We start from the raw sequence: 17,111 nt of genomic DNA, 5'->3' as shown, positions 1-17,111 counted from the left end.
GGGCTTGTCGGAAGCGGTAAAACCGCAAGATGGCAAAATAGTGCCAAACACTACTCAAACAGTCAAGCAGCCTGTTCGCGCGCCTTCAGGTCGTTCACCACAGCGGCTACAGGGCTCAATGCATCAGCATCAAATCCATCCACTTTGTTGGCAAGCTGCTCCCAGATTGAAGACCAATCCCGAACCCAGTTGTGAGGGTCCATACGCACGCCAGTGCGCTCTTCAACGAAAATGCACACCTCGCCCGGGCCAAATCCATCTCGCCCCTGCACTGCTCGCTTGTGCGACTGAAGCGCCGCCATGGCCATCCAGTAAGCGCGCTCGCGCTTGCGCTCCGGCAACGAGTCAAGGCCAGATGCCAGCCACACCAGACCATGGGCGATTGAGAGGTCCATCCCGGTAGCAAGTGGCGAATACAGGAAGTGCCCCAAGTGACGAACTGACTTCGGCAGGCTGTCAATTGCCTGCATGATCAGGCCAGCAACGAGCATGTGCGCGCACCGGGATTCGGTTAGACGATTACCAGGCCTGCTCTCTTGAATGCCTTCGCGGCGCACCGAATAGGACTTGGCCACCTCCCGTCCATTCTCATTCTCAAGGAACACGATCACCTTTTCGTCGCCGCCGCCTGACTTCTTGCCAAGCCTTGCTTGCTCGGCTGCCACAGCCATGACGGAGGCGCGACTTTCATGCAATGCATCGTGCCAGGCCTGGCGTGCACTGATCAGTTTCATGGTTGTTCCCCCTGGATTCGTTTGTTCTTCAACAGCAGTTCTTCGCTAAAGCGTTTCCGGCGCAGCGTGCCAGCCCAAGATGCAGCAGCGCCCGACACAGCAAACAGCACGGCCAGGGCCAGCATTCCGATTCCGGGCGTCATGCTGCCTCCTTCCTCAAACCTTTGGTCTTGGCCAGGTAAAGGACCTTGATGGCCTTCAAGTCTTCGATGGTGTATTTGCAGGCAGCGTGCGGGCCTTCCAGCCACTCCACGGCATCGGCGCCGATTCGCTTCACCAGGCGGATGCGGTACTCGATGGCGTTGCCAGAAAGGTTGCGGTTGCACTTCACGCACTGGCGGTGGACGTTCAGCGGCTCAAAGCGCAGCTCCGGACAGGCGCCCACCGACCGGTAATGCCCGGCGTCCCAGCGGCTGCCGGTGATGAGGTCGTGATCGCTCGGGCACGAGTCGCAGCTGATGCACGGCAGGCCGGCGTCGCGTTCACGGATGTAGGCGTTGAACGCTGCCTGCGTCTCGGCCATGTGCTCGCGGCGGGTCTTCAGCTTCTCTCGGCGCTCCTGCAGCTCCTGCCGGGCCTGCTTGGTGATGGCCTTGGCCGCGATCTTCTGTAGCTTCGGGTCTTTGGCCATGGCCTTGGCACAGGCGATGCTGCACACCTTCTGAGTGGTCATGGTTGGCGTAAACCGGTTGTCGCAGCCGGGCGCCCTGCACTTCTTCGGCTTCGCCTTGATCATGCGGCAATCCCCCAGTGGTCAGCAGTGGTGAATTTCACTCCACGCTCGGCGGCGAACGCCTCCATCACCAGGAACATGTCGTTGAACCACTTCTTGGACTTGCGGCGGGTGGATACGCCCAGAACCACGAAGCCGCCATCCAGGCCCGGCACGGCACGCTGTTTCTCGACCGAGGCGCTGAAGATGTGCTTCCAGTCCTCGTCGCTCAGCTTCTGGCCGTACCATTCAACCTGGCGGCTGATGTCGCGGAGCATCGCCCACATGCGGCGGTTCTGAGCGTCGCTGCGGACCTCTTCGCGCATGGTCCAAGTGATACCCTTGGTCAGATCGACCTTCTGCAGGATCAGGATTGCCCGGGCACGGTCTTGCTCGGTGCGGAGTGGAAATGATGGGAGGCTCATCTGACCATCTCCTCAGCAGCTTTATTTTTTATCTCTTCTTCAAAGACGACCTTCATGGCATCAGCTATGCGCTGATCCCTTCGGCACTTCAGGCACTGGCTTGTTGCATGGTTAAATTGAGAGGGGATGAACCGCTCAAGGCAGGTTCTGCAATGGAATCGCATGATCATTCCGCCACCTCACAGCCTGGCCAGATCAGCTCAGCCTCACGGCGCGCACCGGCGCAATCCAAGGCGCCTTCCATCAGCACCATCTGGAAAGACTTGGTGCCGACTATTACGGTCCATACGCGCTTCATCAGGTATTCTCCTTGCCGCGATGCGACTCCCAAGTGAACGGGAGGACGATTACCCCGCCCTCGCGCAGGCGGTCAGCGGAACGCTCACCCATGGCCGTCGCCAGCTCACTGGTATCCAGATTGGAAATCACAATGGTCGGCAACATGCGCTCGTACCGGCCGTTGATGATCGAGAACAGGCGCGACAGTTCGAACTCGCTGGGCGCCTCTTTGCTGGCACCGACTTCATCCAGCACCAGCAGCGTTGGGCGTACCAAGGCGTCGATGATGCTTCCCTCGCTCTGGCCAGAACTACCGTCGAAGGTCGCTCGAATGGATTGCAGAATGCCTCCGAGGGTTCGGTAAGCAGCGGTGTACTCGGTGGTAGCCATGACTGCCTGGGCAATCGAGACGCCAAGGTGTGTCTTCCCGGTGCCCGGGTTTCCAACCATGATCACGCAGCGACCAGCCTGGAGGTTTTGCTGGAACTGTTCGACGTACAGCTGGCAGCGCGCCAGCGCCTTTGCTTGGCCTTGGTTGACACCGCGATAGGTTTCGAACGTCTTGCCCTTGAATCGCTTCGGAATCAGGGCATCACCCATCTTCCAAGCCAGCTCATGCCGTTGGCGCTCGACGGCTTCAGCGCGCTCTTTGGCAAGCTGAGCAGCCTTGCAGGCCGGGCATGGCGAACTGAACGTACGACTCAGGACGCGGGTTACGGTGCAGCGGTACTCGCCGTGCTCCTCACAGACCGCAATGCTGGTTTGCTGTGGTGCAGTAACGCTTGGCAGGCGAACGACCTTTTCAGAACCCATACGAACCATCCTCCCGCTCAATCAGCCCAGCGTGGTAATCGCGCTCAGCAAAGCCGTGGTGGTTACTGCGCGCCCGAGCGGCTGGCGGCACGGAGTCCTTCAGGCGGCTCATCACCCAGGAGGCCTTGAACCCTTGCCATCCGGCAGACAGGGCCTCCGTGATCGCTGCTTCTGCGCTGACGCCGGCCTCGGCACACTTGGCCAGTTCGGCGTTCACGGTTGACCAGACGGTGGCAGTCACTGCGGCCTTCTTCGCCTTGCGCTGGGCCAGCCAGTCGGTCAGCAGCTGCTCGGGAACCTGGTGGGGGTTGTCGGCCAGCAGGTTGTTCAGCCCAAACGGAGTTTTACGCTCAGCCCTGGGAGCCGGATCAACCGTTGGGGGGGAAGTAATCTCTTCCGAAGGAAGAGTTACTTGGGGTTTGTCTTTACTATAAAGATGGCAACCAACGGAAATCGGGAGTTTCGTTACGTTGTTGGTTGAACCGTTTTCCGTTGAGTCAACGGATTTCCGTTCACTCAACATCTCCTTCTTCGGCTCTTCGAATACCCATTCCGACGGATCGCATATACCGATCTGGCCTCGGCTGCCGCCAACCCGGTACAGCACACGACGGGCCAACAGGTTGCTGATGGCAGTCGACACGTGCTGCGGACGGATGTTGGTGCGCTTGGCGATTTCGTCTGCAGTGATGCGACGGTCAGCCTGGTTGAAGCCAATGGTCAGTCGGGTGATCGCGTGCAGGGTCTTGAACTCAGATGGCGACAGGTGAACCGCCGCCAGTGCATCCATCAGCTGATTGTCCATCCGGGTAAACCCCCCGGTGTTGCGTAGTGGAACGATGTTTGTCATGATCTACTCCATCAACTGCTGTATCGAATGAGCCGACCTCGTACGTCGGCTTTTTCATGCCCGCTTACCGGGCTTCCTACCGCCTGCGAAACGCTTGAATCGTTCCGCTCATTGCTCTTGGCCTTGTTCGCCTGGTCAGTTCCTGCTGAATCCCGAGCTTGGCTAGATCGCTTGGGGTCATCCCCCGCTTCGCCGCTTCGGCTTCCAGCAACTCCAACTCACCTGGGTCAAGCAGCTCGCCAAGCTCCATGCCTCGTTCTTCTGGCATATCGCCTCCGGTCCCTGTCGGGTCCTTACTGGGTCCCTACGGATTCGCTTCAGGCCGCACGGTCGTCGCGGATAGAATTTCCAACAACATCAAGCAGCCAGGACTTCAGGACTTCGCGAGCCAGTACGGCCTTCTTGGTTCCGTGGATCTGTGCGGCGCACTCCAGAAGTCCATCAAACTCGTCGTCCAGAAGGACCTTCATCTGATTGATGTTCTTTTTGCTGGGGCGTGTCAGGTCGCTCATTGCGGGTACTGCTCCTGGTAGGTGGTTAAGCTGCGGTTTTTGTGGGCGCGGCGTCGGCAAGCAGTCGCGCAGGTTTGAACGCCTTGCCATTGGCCTTGGCCAAAGAAGCGATTTTTGCGGCGTACTTGGTTTCACCGGTGTATTCGGTGCGCGGGAGACATCCAGCTGCGAGCCACTTGTAGACGGCGCGCGGCGTTTTCCCGCAAGCGAGCGCTACGGCGGATACCCCGCCCGCGTCATCGATTGCCTTCTTGAGTGCCTGCATTTGGGCCTCCAACAGAGAATATGAACTGCAAGTACATATTATGTCGGAACTGAAAGTACATGCAAGCGCGTGCGACATTGAACCTATGGTTCAAATAGAAGAAGTCCGCGAGTCTTTCGCGGCTCGCCTACGTGAAGCTCTTGCAGCCAACGACATCCAGTCGTGGGGAGCTGGTGCTCGTTTGGCGAAAATTGCCGGGGTGACACCAAAGGCGAGCAGTAAATGGCTAAACGGTGAAGCAATGCCCGGTGGCGCAAAAATGCTTGCTCTGGCCGATGCTCTCAAGGTTCGGGCTGAGTGGCTGGAGTACGGGCGTGGACCAATGCGGGATGGCGCAGGTGCGCTGCCATTTATGATCGGAGCTGCTGTAGGCCCAGTTTTTGCCGCGGTCAGCGCTGCGGATGGGTCGGCCATTCCGGCCGCCGGGCCGAGGGCCGGGGTAGATCTGTTTGTCGAGTCCAATAAAGACGCTGAATTTCTAGAAAAAGTGATCGCCGGCGTGCCGATGTTTGCCAGGATTCACCGAGTACTGACAGCTCTTTCCGCTATGGACAAGGAAGAGGCTGAGTCAATTGCGCGGCAGGTGGTTGGATGCCAGAAGCACGCAACAGAGATCCTAATACTGTTGGATTCTGTGCTGGAGGCTGCCGTCTACCAGGCGATGGACCCTGAAGAGATCCAGGCAATAACCACGCTTGTCCAGAAGCGTAGAAGTGAGAAGGTTCATGGAGCCGGCCTGGAGAGCAAGGAAAAGTGAAATGACCCCAGCAGAGAAGAAGGTTTACGACGCACATGAAAAGCACGCATGGACGCTGGCGTTTCTGGTTTTCGCCGCCCTTGCTGTTCTTGTCTGGTGGCTGGACGGATGGCTCCATCGACAGCACGGTAGCTGGGCAGAGCTTGCCTACTTCGCCCTCTATGTGGCGTCTTTCTTCGCGGTATTCGGGCTGTCGGCCGTGAAGGATTGGTTCCTTAACAGGCTTCACAGGCCTAGATAACCACCGTTGATAATTCAAAGCGTGCCAAGCGCGGAGAGCTTGATGCAAGACCCTGAAAACATCGTCGACGAAACTCTAGCTATTACTGAGCATCAGGTTCGAGATTTTCTAGAGGCATTCCGAGTGCCTATGGCCTGCGACTGCGCAGATGGCGAGCACGATCTAGTTTTAAATCCGGACAATCAGCCAAATCTACTGGCAATTCCAGACCCGAGAGATGAGGATCTGGAAAATTGGTTTTTCTGGCTTAACTGCAACTGTTGCGGTCACGCTAGGATGATTTCTGCATCTCGGGTGTGGACATGGATCAAGACCAAGGATCAAGATGACGAATAAGTCAAATATTAGCCAGTTCCCACGCCGACACGCCGGCGACAACGGCTATGATGGTACTGGCGGAGGCGGCGGAGGATCAGAATTGGAAGCTCGCGTAGCAAAGCTCGAAAGCCATATCGAGTACATGCGTAGGGACATCGCTGATCTGAAGGCTGAAGCCAAGATGATCGGCTCCGATGTTTCCGAGCTAAAGGTCTCCGCAAAATCTGCTGAGGTCACCCTCGCGAACATCACTAGCCATATGGTCACAAAAGGCCAGCTCGCTGTTTGGGCGCTCATTGGTCTTACCGCGGTGACTGGCTCAGTCCTTGGCGGTCTTTGGTGGCTTGCGCAGCAGTACCTCTCCCCCATTATGAAAACCCTGGGCCAGTAGCCCTAAACGCCGAACACGAAGCCCGCCTAGCGCGGGCTTTTTTGTGCCCGAACAAAAAATGTGTACTTTTGGTACTTGACTACCGTGAACCGGTGGTACATATTTGCCTCACAGCCGGCGCACACCACCCGGCCGGCAGCGAAAGCAGCCACCGCTCTTTAAAAGCCAGCGCAACAACCAACAGACCGCATTGCCTCTACCGGCGACCGGCGCCAGACAGCCCCGAAAGGCTGCCCACGACAGGGATCACCCTGTACGGCTGACGAAGGTGAAACGCCTGAACTGAGAGAACGACCCGGGCATGCAATGCGCCCCGCCACCCTGGCGGTAATGTGGGAAAAGATTTCACTGGCTGGCCTTGGCGACAGGGCCAGACGGGAAATCAACCGCCCTAGAGGCAACGCGATGGAATACAAGGGCTTCAAGATCAGCAACGAGCGCGCTTATGTTTGGCGCCTGTGCTTGTGGGGTTCGTGCGCGCATCACAACTGGATCGCCTCCTGGCACATCCTCGACGCGGAAGGTAAGCGCGTCGTTGGCGGTCACTACAGCGGCAACAACACCAAAAGCGGGTTTGCGGACGTTCCTCGCCGAAAAGACGCGAAGGCTTGGATCGACGGTTATCGGGCCTATCACGACAGCCCAAAGGATCGCCGCACAGCCCATAACGGAGAGATTATCCACCGCTCCACTGAAGAGTGGAAAAGGGATGGCCGAGACGAGGAGCAGCAAGCTTTCTTCGAGTCGGGCTACCACCGGGCGCATAAAGAAGAATCCGCCACGTCAGCCTGACGTTAACTGCCCGATACCCTGCTCCCCATCGCAGGCTGCATCGGAGTGTGATCTGAAACCGCCAGCAGACATTAAGGCGCTGGCACCTAGCCGAGACACGAGGGTTCGCAACCTCGGGAAGAAAGCGAGACCACGACCAGGCAGTGAGTAATCACCGGAGCGTGGCTTGAGGGGGCGCACTCTCAGGCGCCAAGCGGGGCTTGCCTTCCGCGCAGATCACACCCCGATGCACCCTACCCCACCCGACACAGGAACACCCCATGAACGCAGAACAGAAGCTGACCCCGCCGGCCATCGGCGAAATCTGGCCAGTCCAAGGCGGCATCTACGGCGGTATCCGCCAGTACCCTGAAGGTCTCTGTCACATCATCTTTGCTGTTGAAGATGTGCCGGGTCGCCACGCTTACGGCGACTACGGCGTAAAGGTTGAGGCTGTGAGCCGGACTGATGGCCGGGCCAACACTGAGGTGCTGGTTGGCCGTGAAGGCAAGCACCCCGCTGCTATCGCTGCAGCTGGCTACACCGCCGACGGCCACGCCGACTTCTACCTGCCTTCGATTGGCGAACTGCACCACGCCTGGCAGTTTTTGCCGGAGTCGTTCGCAATCGACTGGTACTACTGGTCATCTTCGCAGTTCTCCGCCTACAGCGCCTACTTCATGCACTTTGAGGGTGGCTGGCTCTACGGCCTCGGCAAGGGCGTCGAGCGTCTCGTCCGCCCCGTCCGCAGATTCCTTCAGTAATTCATTCCTTCAATGCCCCGCTCTGCGGGGCTCTTTCTTCGACCGCATTGACAGGCGCCGAGCTGGCTTTTCACGCCCAGCTTGGTCACTGGCGCTCGGCGCCTGATCAATGCGGTCGTCAGCAAAGGAGGCTTCATGGCCTGCCCATACCTTGGCAACCACAGGCTTGAACCGGACGACGACTCGCTCGAATGCCCCTGGTGTGGGGTTCAGCCATGCAATCAGTTCGCCTTGATGCAACACCTGAAGCGCTGCCCGGTGAAGGCTGCGCAAGATGAGCCGGAGGCAGCATGAACAAGAAAACCAGGCAGGACGTAGTCGACTTCATTGAGTCGCGGTTTGAATGGGCAAGGGAACGGTTCACGGATGTGCTTCGCGCCGAGCTAGACACCGCCATCGACCTGGCCGGACTTGTAGGAGCGATAGACCTGCCAGAACAGCGTCACTACAAGGAACGGCTTAACCGATTTGTTATCGCTGACCACCAGCAATGGATGACCACAAAAGGGAGAGTCGCATGAGTACTGCGCCTGTGAAGTCCTTGATTGACGAACAGCTTGAGCAGATCGAGCGCAGCCTGGCAGTGATCAGCTTCGGTCTTTCGTTCAGCGAGGCCGTAGGCCTGCCCCGCAATACGATGGTGCAGAGCCTGACGCGTAGCCTTGGCGTCACCATGAAAGGTCGCCGCATCGCCATCCGTGTGAGGCCATGAACCGTAAGCAAGAGAGGCGCTGGGCATTCTGGCGCGGCAGATTCGCCGCCCTCCTCATCTGCACCGCCTGGATGCTTGCGAGCGCCTGGGCCGGCAGCATCACTTCCTGATTCACGCACCCGAGCACGGCGGGCCCCATCGGGGATAACCGTACCCCTTCGGGAGCGTAAGCGGCGAGAGCGCGCAACCATCCACCGCAGCCAGGGCCTGGAACTTTCCTCCGTGTCTGGGTGACCTGGCATTCCCTATTCCAACTGACGGCGCCGGCCTGGCGCGAGGTTTTCCAATGTCCACCACCAACATGAGCATCTGGGAGAAGGTCCAGACGACCGACACCCGATACACCAAGGACGCCAAGGTCGGCGGCCAGCAGATCACCAGCCTGAACGGCACCGCTATGGTCATGAAGGCCACCGAGTTGTTTGGGCCAGTTGGCATCGGTTGGGGCTGGAAGATTATCGAAGAGCGCTTCGATGACGGCCACGAGATCTACGCCGGAGAAGGTGACAAGCGCACCTGCATTGGCCGCGAGATCGGCCACACCGTCAAGATCTGCCTGTGGTTCGTACAGGACGGCCAGCGCGGTGAGATCGAGCAGTACGGGTGCACACGGTATCAGTACAAGACCAACTACGGCATGACCACAGATGGCGAGGCGCCAAAGAAATCGCTGACCGACGCCATCAAGAAAGCCCTTTCCATGTTGGGCTTCAGTGCCGATGTGTTCCTGGGCATGTTCGATGATCAGAACTACGTCCAGCAGCTGCAAGCCGAGCAGGCTATCGAGCAAGCCGAAGACAAGCAGGCAGAGATTGAGCGACAGCAGCAAGAGCGCCTTGACTACATCAAGGAGACCATTGGCCTGATGCAAAGCGCCGCAACGCCGCACGAGCGCAAGAAAATCCACGACCATGCAGTGCGTAAGCTCATTGGCCGTAAGGATGAGAAAGGCGCCGCGCGCATCTCCCTTGAACTGAAAAACCTCGAAACCGGCAAACCGCAGGAGGCTGCAGTATGACCCAGCTCTACGCACTCACCGGCCAGATGGCCGAACTGGCCGCTATGTGCGACACCGATGACGAAGGCCTGAAGCAGGCCATTCAGGACACCATGGCCGGTATTCAGGGCGAATTCGAAGTGAAGGCCGACAACATCGTGATGCTGCGCCGGAACATCGAGGGTGACATCGGCGCCATTGACGCTGAGATAAACCGCCTCAACGAGCTGAAGCGCATCAAGGCCAACAGCGTTACCGCCATAACCGACTACCTGCGCCGCAACATGGATGCGGCCAACATCAAGTCAATCAAGCGGCCGCTGTTCACCATCAGCCTGGTTGCCGGAAAAGAAAAGGTGATCGTCGACAACGAGGATGCGGTACCAGACGACCTTACTTCGGTGACTACCAAGATCACACCGGACAAGAGCGCTATCGCCGCCAAGCTCAAGGCTGACCGCGAGCACAACGAGGACGTACGAAAGCGCATGGCCGCCGGCGAGGACTGCGAAGACGAACTCATCCCCGAGCCAGCCTGGGCGCATCTTGAGCGCGGCGAGAGCTCGATCCGCATCAAGTGAGGCAGGCATGAACCAATCCATCGACCTAGAGGCCGCACAAGCGGCCTTCCTTGCCTCTGGAGGCAGCATCATCGTGCTCGAAGGCTTCCAGTACGTGCCGCACCGTCCGCATCGCGACATCGAGCAGGTGCGCGCCATACAGCCGAAGCCACTAGGGCTGAAGGCGCAGAAGCGCCAGGAACAACTGGCCGAGTTGCGCAAGCTCGCCAAGACCATGACTTACGCCGAGGCCATGAGGCACACCGGCCTGGCTCAGACCACGCTGTACCGTGCAGCTATGGAGGGATGCTTCTGCTTCAGGCCCGACCCAAACCGAGGTCGAGGCGAGAAGAATAGGGTTTATGCAGACCCTGAAGCTGACAAAGTCCTGGCTGCGCAGGTCGTCGAGTTGCGCGATGCGGGCCTGAACCGCACCCAGGCGAAGATCAAGCTTGGTATATCCGACCGCAAATTCTGTCGGATCATTGATCTGTTCGGCGTCGATTACCCCAAAGCTGAGGGCAAGCGATGCGACGGTCCAATCTGAAGTTCCAGGTCCGCCAGCGCCGAAGACAAGAACAATTCCACCTTCCGCCAAGCGGATTGCACGAAGGAGCCAGCGATGCGAATCGACCTGCCCGGGCAATACGATTTGCCGATCCAGCTTGCCCATCAGCCGCCATCGCTGCCAACCGGTAGCAAAGAAGATCTGGCTATGCGGATCGCCGGTGCGCTCGTCAAGTACGAAGCGCGGCCCTCGTCGTCGCTCTGGATTGAGATCCAGGCATGCGCAAGAGCCATCCTGAAGTAACTGGCCCACCCCACGAATTATCAAGTCACCGCCACCAGCCATGGAGGGCGGCTTACACCCTGGAGAAAGTCATGACCCAATCTGTACTGCAATCCATTGCCGCCGCTGACCTGCCTGAACGCGGTCAGATGCTGGCTGGTGGCATCTTCGTTACCCGCTACTGGCTGAACGACCAAGAGCGCGCCCTGGTGCTGATGCCTGAAGAGTTCGAAGGCGCCTGGGGCGAGTACGGCGTCGAGATCAAGGGCGCTAGCAGCTACAGCGACGGCGAGGCCAATACCCACGCCATGGCCGAAGCCGGCAGCTTGATCGCCACCAAGGCGCTGGAACTGGGCGCGTTCATCCCGTCTTGCCTGGAAGGTCAGTTGCTGATGGCAGCCAAGGCTGAGGGCCTAGTGACCTTGCGCGAAGATCGCTTCCACTGGCTGAGTTCGCAGTTCTCCGCCAACCTCGCCTACTGCTTGGGCTTTGAGGCTGGCTGGCTCACCAGCATCGGCAAGGACGTCGAGCGTCTCGTCCGCCCCGTCCGCAGCCTCATCCTTCAGTAATTCACTCCTTCATTCCTTTCTTCGCAGGTGATTCCGGGTTCGTCAGGACGACGTTCAGACCAGAAGCGCGCCGGGAAGCGCCGGCCGCCTGCACCTATTTCCATCAGGAGCACCCCATGGAGCAAGTCAACATCAGCATTGACGCCAATGTGGCGTCCCGAATTATCCAGCGCGAATTCGACCGCCTGCTCAACTATGCGGCGCTTGATGCAGCGCCTTCCGATGTGCCTGCCCTGGGCTCGTACTGGCCCGGGCAAGGTGGTTACAACGCTGGCCTGGTGCGCGGAGAGAATGGTGCGCCGGACTACTACCTGATCGTTCCTTTGCTGACCGAGCAGGTTCGCGCCGAATGGGGTGGTCGCGGCGAGGAATGCGAAGGCGCCTCCAGCATGAGTGACGGCCTTTCCAATACCCGGGCGCTGCTGGCCGATAGCAATTCTCACCCGGCTGCCAAGTTGGCTAGCGAATTCACTGCCGACGGGCACAACGACTTCTATCTGCCCGCCCGCCGTGAGTTGCAGGTGGCCGAGGCGAACGTGCCAGAACTTTTCGAAAAGGCCTATCACTGGTCGTCTTCGCAGTTCTCCGCCCACAGCGCCTACCTCATGGGCTTTGAGGGTGGCTGGCTCGGCAGCCACGACGCCAAGGGCGTCGAGCGTCTCGTCCGCCCCGTCCGCAGATTTATTTCGTAATCCAATTCTTCATTCCTGGGCGCCTCGGCGCCCTCGCTTTTAGGAGGCCAGGATGGCCCTGCACACAGAGCTCGAAATACACAAGGTGGCCGAGGAACTGCTTGGCCTTTCACTCGACCTGGTTCGAAACATCCCGCGCGACATCAAGCAGGTCGTCGGCTCGAAGATCCGGGACGAATGCCTGCAAGCTCTGGTGCTGATTGGTCGCGCCAACATGGCACGGGACAAGCTCCCGCACCTGAACCTTCTGCTCGAAAGCGTATGGATGCTGAACTACCTGCTGCGCGCCCTCACCAACAAGGGCCTGATAAGCAAGGGTCAGCACGCCAAGGCAATGAAGCTCACGGCCTCCGTAGGCCGACAGGCAAATGCCTGGAAAAAATCCGCAACCGCGCCCGCTGCTTGAGGGTTACGGCCCTCCTGCCTGTGCGCTGAATCTGGTCGTGCCGCTGATCTGTGATCACCGCCATGCGCACCACGGATACCACCAGCAGATTCCGGTAGGTCCGGCGCAGTTTCCAGGCTGAGCAATCGTCCTGGCGACGTAGATAGCACGATAGGTCGCAGTTCTCCGCCAACAACGCCTACAACATGGACTTTGAGGATGGCTGGCTCAACAACAACGACAAGGACGTCGAGCGTCTCGTCCGCCCCGTCCGCAGATTCGCCCGTTGCGAGCTTCACCTTCGAGGAATTGGCCCAGGCCTACTACGACTGCCGACGACACAAGCGGAACACCGCGAGTGCCCGACGCTTCGAGGTAGACATGGAGATCAATCTCCTCGACCTATTCGACGATCTCCAGGCCGGAACATACCGACCGGGTCGCTCAATCTGCTTTGTGGTCACCCGGCCAAAGGCCCGCGAGGTGTGGGCCGCCGACTTCCGCGACCGTATCGTGCACCACCTGCTGTACAACCGTATCGGCCCCGCCATCGAACGCAGCTTCATAGCGGACAGCTGCGCCTGTATCCCAGGACGCGGCACGCTGTACGCCGGTAAGCGAATGGAGGCGAAGATTCGTAGCCAGACGCAGAACTGGTCGAGGCCTGGCTTCTACCTCAAGTGCGATCTGGCCAACTTCTTCGTGTCTATCGATAAGCGCGTGCTGGCCCGGCAACTGTCAAGCCGCATCGACGACCCATGGTTCAGGCAACTGGCCCTGCAGGTGCTTATGCACGACCCGCGCGAGAGCTACACCGAGCGCAGCCCTGCGCACCTATTCAACCGGGTGCCGCAGCACAAGCGCCTCACGGCACAGCCTGCATACCTCGGCCTACCCATCGGCAACCTATCTTCGCAATTCTTCGCCAACGTCTACCTCGACGCCCTGGACAAGTTCTGCAAGCACACTCTCAAGGCCAAGCACTACATCCGCTACGTCGACGACTTCGTGCTGCTGCATGAGTCGCCACAACAGTTGAATGACTGGCTCCGGCAGATCGAAGACTTCCTGCCCAGCCTGGGCGTAAGGCTAAATCCTTCGAAGACCATCCTGCAGCCAATTGACCGTGGCGTGGACTTCGTCGGGCATGTGATTAAGCCCTGGCGCCGAACCACTCGCAAAAAGTCGGTTGCTCAGGCCTTGAAGCGAACCGCAGCAGCATCAGCAGAGAGCCTACGAGAGACGGCCAACAGCTATTTCGGCCTACTTGGTCAGGCCAGTCATAGTCAGAAAGACCGCGCCGCACTGGCCAATCTTGTTCTGCGACGAGGTCACTCGGTCAACGGAACGTTGACACAAACCTATCCGAAACGCTGAGGACTCAACATGGCCAAAGAAGCCCGATCCACCAATACCGAAAAACTGGCCATCCTGCCGATGTGGGTCATAGACCGCATCAAAGCTGAAATGAGCCTTGGCCCTGCAGCCTGGGCGGAGATCAACAAAGCCGTCGAAGCTGCCGAGGTGCCGCAAGTAACCCCGTGCGCCGTGAAGCTGCCGCCAGCCACCACCTTCGGCGCAGGTGTCTCGGTTGCCTCGCTGCTCATGGCCATCAAGCAGCGCGCCGGCTTCAAGCCGGAATTCCTTGAATTCACTCAGCCAGCCCCGCAGCCCAACCCCGAGCCTATAGCCTGGATGGTTGGTACTGCCTTCTGGTGGAACAAAGAAGAGGCAGAGCGGGATGCGGCCGAGACTGGGCTGCCGGTTGTCCCTGTTGGACCCTTGGTATCCATCCCTGACGGATACTGCCTAATGCCCAAGCGGCTCACAGCCGAGAACGGCGCCAAGGCACTGCTGCTAGGTGAGTTCAAGCTGGAAGTCACCCAGGAATGCCCGGAATGCCGCGAACTGGATGAGGCGGTAGAAGGCTGCGAGATATGCGATGGCGAGGGTGAGTACGGCCAGCGCCACATCATCCCTTGGGACAAGATCAAGTACATCTACAGCGAAGCCGTCAGGGGTCTCGCGATTCAGCCGAACACCACCCGATAGCCAGCCTGACGTATGGAGCACATTTGTACTCCACCCAACTGTAACCCCTGCCCCATCTATTTCGAGGCAGAGAGCAGGTCGGAAGCAGGCAGACCTTCGGTGGCAACTCGGCGGGCACGGCCCACGCCCCAAGCAAGAGCCCTGGTCATCGACTCGCCAGGTCGAGAATCAAAGGCCTCCTCATGGATGGCCATGCCACTCGGCGCGTACACGCCGATGAACATCTGCGTGCTGCCTGTCCGCGACAGTCGCACCTGAACATCAATGTATGTCCCGTCGTTGAGCGTCTCGTCGTGAGTGCGGTGATGAAGCGACGGGTCAGCCCAGGCCCAAAAGACATCACCTCTAATTCGCATGCCGTTCTCCTACGACTTTAGTTGTAGTTAGGTGGTTAATTGCCACCATAGCGAACGCCCGATTTTCCGCAAATCCGCCGAGCCGATCTGTGAGCCGAATCGGACAATCGGCAATTCCCTCTCCCATCTATTAACTGCCGCGATATGGCGGCCAAGGACGAAGTCATGCCTGAAGAAAAGCAACTGATCCAGCCGCTGCAGGTGGAGCGCGACGAATACGGCTTCTGGACCCACCCGGCCTGGCCAGACGATGGCGACGAATGCGCACTGCCGTTCAGCTGGTTCGGCGAGCACGGCCTGGAGTACTGCGTGGTCGAGATGGAAAACGACGGTCCTGAAGAGCTGAACGCGGAATGGCTCGACGCCGGCGGCGACTATGACTGCACGCCTTGGCAGCCCAGCAAGCCGGCCGGTGATGGCTGGTTCACCTTCTCAATCCACGACACCGAGGACGGTCCGATCTGCGTTTGGGTTCGCCACAAGGTGAAGCCATGAGCCGCAGCGGATACAGCGACGACTGTGGTGGCTGGGGTCTCATCTGCTGGCGGGGCGCCGTCGCATCAGCCATCAGGGGCAAGCGTGGCCAAGCCTTCTTGGCTGAGTTGCGCGACGCGCTGGATGCTATGCCCGACAAGCGCTTGGTGACCGACAAGCTAGAGGCCGACGGCGAGTTCTGCACACTCGGCGCTATCGGCGCCAAGCGCGGCCTTGACATGAGCAAGATTGACCCTCATGACCGTGAGAGCGTGGCTCAGGCCTTCGGCATTGCTGAGGCGCTGGCTGCCGAGATCGTCTATGAGAACGACGATAACCCGGGCGAGTTTGTGCAGGATGCCGCCGGTCGCTGGAAGCTGGTGCCGGACACGCCCGAAAGGCGATGGCAGCGCATGCGCAACTGGGTCGATTCCAACATCCAGCAGGTGAGCCAATGACCCGCCTCGCCCTCTGCCTCCTGCTGCTGGCCACCGGCGCCAGCGCAACCGAGAACGTCATCGACGTTCAGCACGACAGCCAGCGCGGCGTCACTTGCTACCTGCTGAATGGGGTCGGCATCAGCTGCATCCCCGACAGCCAGCTGCAGGCAGGCAACGAGCGCCAGCTCTCCCCGCACGAAACCCAACCCGAACCTACACCCGCTCTGGCGCCTGGGCGCTGGATTGATGAGAGGTATCAGCTGTGACTGAGCAGGATCAAGAACTTTTGCGCCTTGCGGCCAAGGCTGCAGGGTTTGAGGTGCGCTGGACCGATGAGGATGTATTCCAAGGATCGTTTCTGCGAAAAGTCATCCCGGAGCCTCAATCACCTGCATCGAAGTGGCTCTACTGGCGCCCGCTGATTGACGACGGGGATGCGTTCAGCCTGGCGATGAGCCTCAACATGATGGTGAATTTCACAGCTGGTGGCGCCATCGCCTACTACAACAAGGGGCTGGCATCAGGATCGATTTCTGACCCGTCGCCGCATAGGGCGATCGTGCGCGCAGCCGCCGCGATTGGGAGCCTGATGCCATGACCGACCTGATCGAAGTGAAGACGGCAGATCTGGCCGGCGAGGCGCTGGGGTGGGCCGTTGGCAAGGCGGAAGGCCTTGAACTTTACCTAGTAGAGCCGCAGTACGGCACAGGGTGGCGCGTTTTCTCTCGGAAGATGGGCGCCGTCTTGGAGTACACCAAGCGCTACAACCCTTGGGAAGACTGGGCGCTGGGCGGGCCGCTGATTGACAAGCATCACGTTCAAACCAGCTTCAATGGAAGCGGCTTCAGTCGCAGCCCAACCGGCGAGTACTGGTGCGCGTATGTGTGCAAGCCAAGCGGTCAGCAGGAGCTCCCAAGCGGCGGCGGACCTAACGCGTTAACTGCCGCTTGCCGGGCTGTAGCGCAGGCCAAGCTCGGCGATACCGTCCAGGTGCCGAAGGAGCTCATGTCATGACCGTGTTCATCATGGAGTACCGAGTGATCGGCTTTTCCCCGGCCATGGCCATGCACCCAAACCCCAGGACCGGCCGGCGCACATTCTTCGTCAATTCGAACGACCTGGGCACGGACGACATCAATGCAGTAGTTGAGGCTGCCCGGGCGCCAGAGAACACGCCGAAAGGCTACCAGCTGTTCTGCGTGAAAGACCGGGACAATGGCACGGAGGTGCGCCCATGATCCTGCCCCTGATG

Annotated in this window: 33 protein-coding genes; 23 read left to right on the top strand and 10 right to left on the bottom strand. The window is 59.4% G+C overall.

The genetic code is table 11. The features are described from left to right. Positions 1-62: 62 nt before the first annotated feature. The 9 genes from PVV54_RS12355 to PVV54_RS12315 all read right to left on the bottom strand — a co-directional run bounded on the left by PVV54_RS12355 (position 63) and on the right by PVV54_RS12315 (position 4,590). Entirely contained in the window at positions 63-734 is a 672-nt protein-coding gene (locus tag PVV54_RS12355; protein ID WP_274910210.1) for a hypothetical protein, read from the bottom strand. Then, the gene (locus PVV54_RS12350; RefSeq protein WP_274910209.1) at positions 731-877 is read right to left on the bottom strand and encodes a hypothetical protein; all 147 of its coding nucleotides are present in this window, start codon (positions 875-877) and stop codon (positions 731-733) included. The genes PVV54_RS12355 and PVV54_RS12350 overlap by 4 nt, the downstream gene beginning before the upstream one ends. Then, the gene (locus tag PVV54_RS12345) at positions 874-1,470 is read right to left on the bottom strand and encodes a recombination protein NinG (RefSeq protein WP_274910208.1); all 597 of its coding nucleotides are present in this window, start codon (positions 1,468-1,470) and stop codon (positions 874-876) included. The genes PVV54_RS12350 and PVV54_RS12345 overlap by 4 nt, the downstream gene beginning before the upstream one ends. After that, positions 1,467-1,871 (bottom strand): recombination protein NinB, encoded by a 405-nt coding sequence (locus PVV54_RS12340; RefSeq protein WP_274910207.1) that lies wholly within the window; start codon positions 1,869-1,871, stop codon positions 1,467-1,469. The genes PVV54_RS12345 and PVV54_RS12340 overlap by 4 nt, the downstream gene beginning before the upstream one ends. Positions 1,872-2,037: 166 nt before the next feature. After that, positions 2,038-2,169 (bottom strand): hypothetical protein, encoded by a 132-nt coding sequence (locus PVV54_RS12335; protein ID WP_274910206.1) that lies wholly within the window; start codon positions 2,167-2,169, stop codon positions 2,038-2,040. Beyond that, positions 2,169-2,963 (bottom strand): ATP-binding protein, encoded by a 795-nt coding sequence (locus tag PVV54_RS12330; RefSeq protein WP_274910205.1) that lies wholly within the window; start codon positions 2,961-2,963, stop codon positions 2,169-2,171. The genes PVV54_RS12335 and PVV54_RS12330 overlap by 1 nt, the downstream gene beginning before the upstream one ends. After that, positions 2,953-3,813 (bottom strand): replication protein, encoded by an 861-nt coding sequence (locus PVV54_RS12325; RefSeq protein WP_274910204.1) that lies wholly within the window; start codon positions 3,811-3,813, stop codon positions 2,953-2,955. The genes PVV54_RS12330 and PVV54_RS12325 overlap by 11 nt, the downstream gene beginning before the upstream one ends. A 317-nt stretch (positions 3,814-4,130) precedes the next feature. After that, positions 4,131-4,325: a hypothetical protein gene (locus PVV54_RS12320; protein ID WP_274910203.1), complete on the bottom strand. Its 195-nt coding sequence runs from the start codon at positions 4,323-4,325 to the stop codon at positions 4,131-4,133. 25 nt (positions 4,326-4,350) lie between these two features. Beyond that, positions 4,351-4,590: a hypothetical protein gene (locus PVV54_RS12315; RefSeq protein WP_274910202.1), complete on the bottom strand. Its 240-nt coding sequence runs from the start codon at positions 4,588-4,590 to the stop codon at positions 4,351-4,353. An 85-nt stretch (positions 4,591-4,675) separates the two neighbouring features. On the opposite strand from PVV54_RS12315, the gene PVV54_RS12310 reads away from it, so the two are divergent. The 17 genes from PVV54_RS12310 to PVV54_RS12230 all read left to right on the top strand — a co-directional run bounded on the left by PVV54_RS12310 (position 4,676) and on the right by PVV54_RS12230 (position 14,589). After that, positions 4,676-5,347, top strand: a complete 672-nt coding sequence (locus PVV54_RS12310; RefSeq protein ID WP_274910428.1) for a helix-turn-helix domain-containing protein — start codon at positions 4,676-4,678, stop codon at positions 5,345-5,347. 1 nt (position 5,348) lies between these two features. Continuing rightward, positions 5,349-5,588 carry a hypothetical protein gene (locus PVV54_RS12305; protein ID WP_274910201.1) on the top strand — a complete coding sequence of 80 codons (240 nt, stop codon included), beginning with the start codon at positions 5,349-5,351 and terminating at the stop codon, positions 5,586-5,588. A 42-nt stretch (positions 5,589-5,630) separates the two neighbouring features. Continuing rightward, positions 5,631-5,924, top strand: coding sequence for a hypothetical protein (locus PVV54_RS12300; RefSeq protein ID WP_274910200.1), 294 nt, complete (start codon positions 5,631-5,633; stop codon positions 5,922-5,924). Continuing rightward, positions 5,914-6,297 carry a hypothetical protein gene (locus PVV54_RS12295; protein WP_274910199.1) on the top strand — a complete coding sequence of 128 codons (384 nt, stop codon included), beginning with the start codon at positions 5,914-5,916 and terminating at the stop codon, positions 6,295-6,297. The genes PVV54_RS12300 and PVV54_RS12295 overlap by 11 nt, the downstream gene beginning before the upstream one ends. A 306-nt stretch (positions 6,298-6,603) precedes the next feature. After that, on the top strand, positions 6,604-7,089 hold the full coding sequence (locus tag PVV54_RS12290) for a hypothetical protein (protein ID WP_274910198.1): 486 nt from the start codon (positions 6,604-6,606) through the stop codon (positions 7,087-7,089). 260 nt (positions 7,090-7,349) lie between these two features. Continuing rightward, complete coding sequence (locus PVV54_RS12285) at positions 7,350-7,832, top strand: DUF1566 domain-containing protein (protein ID WP_274910197.1); 483 nt, start codon at positions 7,350-7,352, stop codon at positions 7,830-7,832. Positions 7,833-8,122: 290 nt separating this feature from the next. Further along, the gene (locus tag PVV54_RS12280) at positions 8,123-8,353 is read left to right on the top strand and encodes a hypothetical protein (RefSeq protein ID WP_274910196.1); all 231 of its coding nucleotides are present in this window, start codon (positions 8,123-8,125) and stop codon (positions 8,351-8,353) included. Beyond that, positions 8,350-8,544 carry a hypothetical protein gene (locus tag PVV54_RS12275; RefSeq protein WP_274910195.1) on the top strand — a complete coding sequence of 65 codons (195 nt, stop codon included), beginning with the start codon at positions 8,350-8,352 and terminating at the stop codon, positions 8,542-8,544. Before PVV54_RS12280 ends, PVV54_RS12275 begins: the two co-directional genes overlap by 4 nt. A gap of 286 nt (positions 8,545-8,830) precedes the next feature. Continuing rightward, entirely contained in the window at positions 8,831-9,562 is a 732-nt protein-coding gene (locus tag PVV54_RS12270; RefSeq protein WP_274910194.1) for a hypothetical protein, read from the top strand. After that, the gene (locus tag PVV54_RS12265; protein WP_274910193.1) at positions 9,559-10,122 is read left to right on the top strand and encodes a siphovirus Gp157 family protein; all 564 of its coding nucleotides are present in this window, start codon (positions 9,559-9,561) and stop codon (positions 10,120-10,122) included. Before PVV54_RS12270 ends, PVV54_RS12265 begins: the two co-directional genes overlap by 4 nt. 7 nt (positions 10,123-10,129) lie before the next feature. Continuing rightward, positions 10,130-10,648, top strand: a complete 519-nt coding sequence (locus PVV54_RS12260) for a hypothetical protein (RefSeq protein ID WP_274910192.1) — start codon at positions 10,130-10,132, stop codon at positions 10,646-10,648. A gap of 75 nt (positions 10,649-10,723) precedes the next feature. After that, the gene (locus PVV54_RS12255; protein ID WP_274910191.1) at positions 10,724-10,912 is read left to right on the top strand and encodes a hypothetical protein; all 189 of its coding nucleotides are present in this window, start codon (positions 10,724-10,726) and stop codon (positions 10,910-10,912) included. Between the two features lie 71 nt (positions 10,913-10,983). Then, positions 10,984-11,460 carry a hypothetical protein gene (locus tag PVV54_RS12250; protein ID WP_274910190.1) on the top strand — a complete coding sequence of 159 codons (477 nt, stop codon included), beginning with the start codon at positions 10,984-10,986 and terminating at the stop codon, positions 11,458-11,460. Between the two features lie 116 nt (positions 11,461-11,576). Continuing rightward, positions 11,577-12,152, top strand: coding sequence for a DUF1566 domain-containing protein (locus tag PVV54_RS12245; RefSeq protein WP_274910189.1), 576 nt, complete (start codon positions 11,577-11,579; stop codon positions 12,150-12,152). 52 nt (positions 12,153-12,204) lie between these two features. Further along, complete coding sequence (locus PVV54_RS12240) at positions 12,205-12,558, top strand: four helix bundle protein (RefSeq protein WP_274910188.1); 354 nt, start codon at positions 12,205-12,207, stop codon at positions 12,556-12,558. A gap of 360 nt (positions 12,559-12,918) precedes the next feature. Continuing rightward, positions 12,919-13,914, top strand: coding sequence for an RNA-directed DNA polymerase (locus PVV54_RS12235; protein WP_274910187.1), 996 nt, complete (start codon positions 12,919-12,921; stop codon positions 13,912-13,914). Positions 13,915-13,923: 9 nt separating this feature from the next. Beyond that, positions 13,924-14,589 (top strand): hypothetical protein, encoded by a 666-nt coding sequence (locus PVV54_RS12230; protein WP_274910186.1) that lies wholly within the window; start codon positions 13,924-13,926, stop codon positions 14,587-14,589. Between the two features lie 56 nt (positions 14,590-14,645). On the opposite strand, the gene PVV54_RS12225 is transcribed toward PVV54_RS12230, so the two are convergent. Beyond that, a complete protein-coding gene (locus PVV54_RS12225) occupies positions 14,646-14,945 on the bottom strand; it encodes a hypothetical protein (RefSeq protein WP_274910185.1) in 300 nt (99 codons plus the stop codon). Positions 14,946-15,110: 165 nt separating this feature from the next. Between PVV54_RS12225 and PVV54_RS12220 the strand changes: the two genes are divergently transcribed. From PVV54_RS12220 to PVV54_RS12195, 6 genes are read left to right on the top strand one after another with little or no spacing between them, the layout of a single operon-like run. Beyond that, the gene (locus PVV54_RS12220) at positions 15,111-15,440 is read left to right on the top strand and encodes a hypothetical protein (RefSeq protein WP_274910184.1); all 330 of its coding nucleotides are present in this window, start codon (positions 15,111-15,113) and stop codon (positions 15,438-15,440) included. Further along, positions 15,437-15,877 carry a hypothetical protein gene (locus PVV54_RS12215; RefSeq protein ID WP_274910183.1) on the top strand — a complete coding sequence of 147 codons (441 nt, stop codon included), beginning with the start codon at positions 15,437-15,439 and terminating at the stop codon, positions 15,875-15,877. Before PVV54_RS12220 ends, PVV54_RS12215 begins: the two co-directional genes overlap by 4 nt. Next, positions 15,874-16,125, top strand: a complete 252-nt coding sequence (locus PVV54_RS12210; RefSeq protein ID WP_024086938.1) for a hypothetical protein — start codon at positions 15,874-15,876, stop codon at positions 16,123-16,125. The genes PVV54_RS12215 and PVV54_RS12210 overlap by 4 nt, the downstream gene beginning before the upstream one ends. Continuing rightward, positions 16,122-16,457 carry a hypothetical protein gene (locus PVV54_RS12205; RefSeq protein ID WP_274910182.1) on the top strand — a complete coding sequence of 112 codons (336 nt, stop codon included), beginning with the start codon at positions 16,122-16,124 and terminating at the stop codon, positions 16,455-16,457. The genes PVV54_RS12210 and PVV54_RS12205 overlap by 4 nt, the downstream gene beginning before the upstream one ends. Then, the gene (locus PVV54_RS12200; RefSeq protein ID WP_274910181.1) at positions 16,454-16,873 is read left to right on the top strand and encodes a phage protein NinX family protein; all 420 of its coding nucleotides are present in this window, start codon (positions 16,454-16,456) and stop codon (positions 16,871-16,873) included. The genes PVV54_RS12205 and PVV54_RS12200 overlap by 4 nt, the downstream gene beginning before the upstream one ends. Beyond that, a complete protein-coding gene (locus PVV54_RS12195; protein WP_274910180.1) occupies positions 16,870-17,097 on the top strand; it encodes a hypothetical protein in 228 nt (75 codons plus the stop codon). Before PVV54_RS12200 ends, PVV54_RS12195 begins: the two co-directional genes overlap by 4 nt. The last annotated feature ends 14 nt before the right edge of the window (positions 17,098-17,111 follow it).

Source organism: Pseudomonas sp. PSKL.D1 (genome assembly GCF_028898945.1).
In the GTDB taxonomy this organism is placed as follows: domain Bacteria; phylum Pseudomonadota; class Gammaproteobacteria; order Pseudomonadales; family Pseudomonadaceae; genus Aquipseudomonas.
Note: the sequence above shows the minus strand (reverse complement) of the source record. Positions and strands in the feature narration are given on the sequence as shown.

Bases quoted from the DNA above. Each gene is read 5' to 3' on its own strand.
- PVV54_RS12335 (WP_274910206.1), bottom strand. From the start codon at position 2,169: ATGAAGCGCGTATGGACCGTAATAGTCGGCACCAAGTCTTTCCAGATG.
- PVV54_RS12250 (WP_274910190.1), top strand. From the start codon at position 10,984: ATGACCCAATCTGTACTGCAATCCATTGCCGCCGCTGACCTGCCTGAA.
- PVV54_RS12325 (WP_274910204.1), bottom strand. From the start codon at position 3,813: ATGACAAACATCGTTCCACTACGCAACACCGGGGGGTTTACCCGGATG.
- PVV54_RS12255 (WP_274910191.1), top strand. From the start codon at position 10,724: ATGCGAATCGACCTGCCCGGGCAATACGATTTGCCGATCCAGCTTGCC.
- PVV54_RS12230 (WP_274910186.1), top strand. From the start codon at position 13,924: ATGGCCAAAGAAGCCCGATCCACCAATACCGAAAAACTGGCCATCCTG.
- PVV54_RS12285 (WP_274910197.1), top strand. From the start codon at position 7,350: ATGAACGCAGAACAGAAGCTGACCCCGCCGGCCATCGGCGAAATCTGG.
- PVV54_RS12345 (WP_274910208.1), bottom strand. From the start codon at position 1,470: ATGATCAAGGCGAAGCCGAAGAAGTGCAGGGCGCCCGGCTGCGACAAC.
- PVV54_RS12315 (WP_274910202.1), bottom strand. From the start codon at position 4,590: ATGCAGGCACTCAAGAAGGCAATCGATGACGCGGGCGGGGTATCCGCC.
- PVV54_RS12295 (WP_274910199.1), top strand. From the start codon at position 5,914: ATGACGAATAAGTCAAATATTAGCCAGTTCCCACGCCGACACGCCGGC.
- PVV54_RS12300 (WP_274910200.1), top strand. From the start codon at position 5,631: ATGCAAGACCCTGAAAACATCGTCGACGAAACTCTAGCTATTACTGAG.
- PVV54_RS12310 (WP_274910428.1), top strand. From the start codon at position 4,676: ATGGTTCAAATAGAAGAAGTCCGCGAGTCTTTCGCGGCTCGCCTACGT.
- PVV54_RS12320 (WP_274910203.1), bottom strand. From the start codon at position 4,325: ATGAGCGACCTGACACGCCCCAGCAAAAAGAACATCAATCAGATGAAG.
- PVV54_RS12200 (WP_274910181.1), top strand. From the start codon at position 16,454: ATGACCGACCTGATCGAAGTGAAGACGGCAGATCTGGCCGGCGAGGCG.
- PVV54_RS12340 (WP_274910207.1), bottom strand. From the start codon at position 1,871: ATGAGCCTCCCATCATTTCCACTCCGCACCGAGCAAGACCGTGCCCGG.
- PVV54_RS12240 (WP_274910188.1), top strand. From the start codon at position 12,205: ATGGCCCTGCACACAGAGCTCGAAATACACAAGGTGGCCGAGGAACTG.
- PVV54_RS12280 (WP_274910196.1), top strand. From the start codon at position 8,123: ATGAACAAGAAAACCAGGCAGGACGTAGTCGACTTCATTGAGTCGCGG.
- PVV54_RS12225 (WP_274910185.1), bottom strand. From the start codon at position 14,945: ATGCGAATTAGAGGTGATGTCTTTTGGGCCTGGGCTGACCCGTCGCTT.
- PVV54_RS12245 (WP_274910189.1), top strand. From the start codon at position 11,577: ATGGAGCAAGTCAACATCAGCATTGACGCCAATGTGGCGTCCCGAATT.
- PVV54_RS12275 (WP_274910195.1), top strand. From the start codon at position 8,350: ATGAGTACTGCGCCTGTGAAGTCCTTGATTGACGAACAGCTTGAGCAG.
- PVV54_RS12260 (WP_274910192.1), top strand. From the start codon at position 10,130: ATGAACCAATCCATCGACCTAGAGGCCGCACAAGCGGCCTTCCTTGCC.
- PVV54_RS12350 (WP_274910209.1), bottom strand. From the start codon at position 877: ATGACGCCCGGAATCGGAATGCTGGCCCTGGCCGTGCTGTTTGCTGTG.
- PVV54_RS12270 (WP_274910194.1), top strand. From the start codon at position 8,831: ATGTCCACCACCAACATGAGCATCTGGGAGAAGGTCCAGACGACCGAC.
- PVV54_RS12290 (WP_274910198.1), top strand. From the start codon at position 6,604: ATGCGCCCCGCCACCCTGGCGGTAATGTGGGAAAAGATTTCACTGGCT.
- PVV54_RS12220 (WP_274910184.1), top strand. From the start codon at position 15,111: ATGCCTGAAGAAAAGCAACTGATCCAGCCGCTGCAGGTGGAGCGCGAC.
- PVV54_RS12235 (WP_274910187.1), top strand. From the start codon at position 12,919: ATGGAGATCAATCTCCTCGACCTATTCGACGATCTCCAGGCCGGAACA.
- PVV54_RS12195 (WP_274910180.1), top strand. From the start codon at position 16,870: ATGACCGTGTTCATCATGGAGTACCGAGTGATCGGCTTTTCCCCGGCC.
- PVV54_RS12330 (WP_274910205.1), bottom strand. From the start codon at position 2,963: ATGGGTTCTGAAAAGGTCGTTCGCCTGCCAAGCGTTACTGCACCACAG.
- PVV54_RS12210 (WP_024086938.1), top strand. From the start codon at position 15,874: ATGACCCGCCTCGCCCTCTGCCTCCTGCTGCTGGCCACCGGCGCCAGC.
- PVV54_RS12355 (WP_274910210.1), bottom strand. From the start codon at position 734: ATGAAACTGATCAGTGCACGCCAGGCCTGGCACGATGCATTGCATGAA.
- PVV54_RS12265 (WP_274910193.1), top strand. From the start codon at position 9,559: ATGACCCAGCTCTACGCACTCACCGGCCAGATGGCCGAACTGGCCGCT.
- PVV54_RS12215 (WP_274910183.1), top strand. From the start codon at position 15,437: ATGAGCCGCAGCGGATACAGCGACGACTGTGGTGGCTGGGGTCTCATC.
- PVV54_RS12305 (WP_274910201.1), top strand. From the start codon at position 5,349: ATGACCCCAGCAGAGAAGAAGGTTTACGACGCACATGAAAAGCACGCA.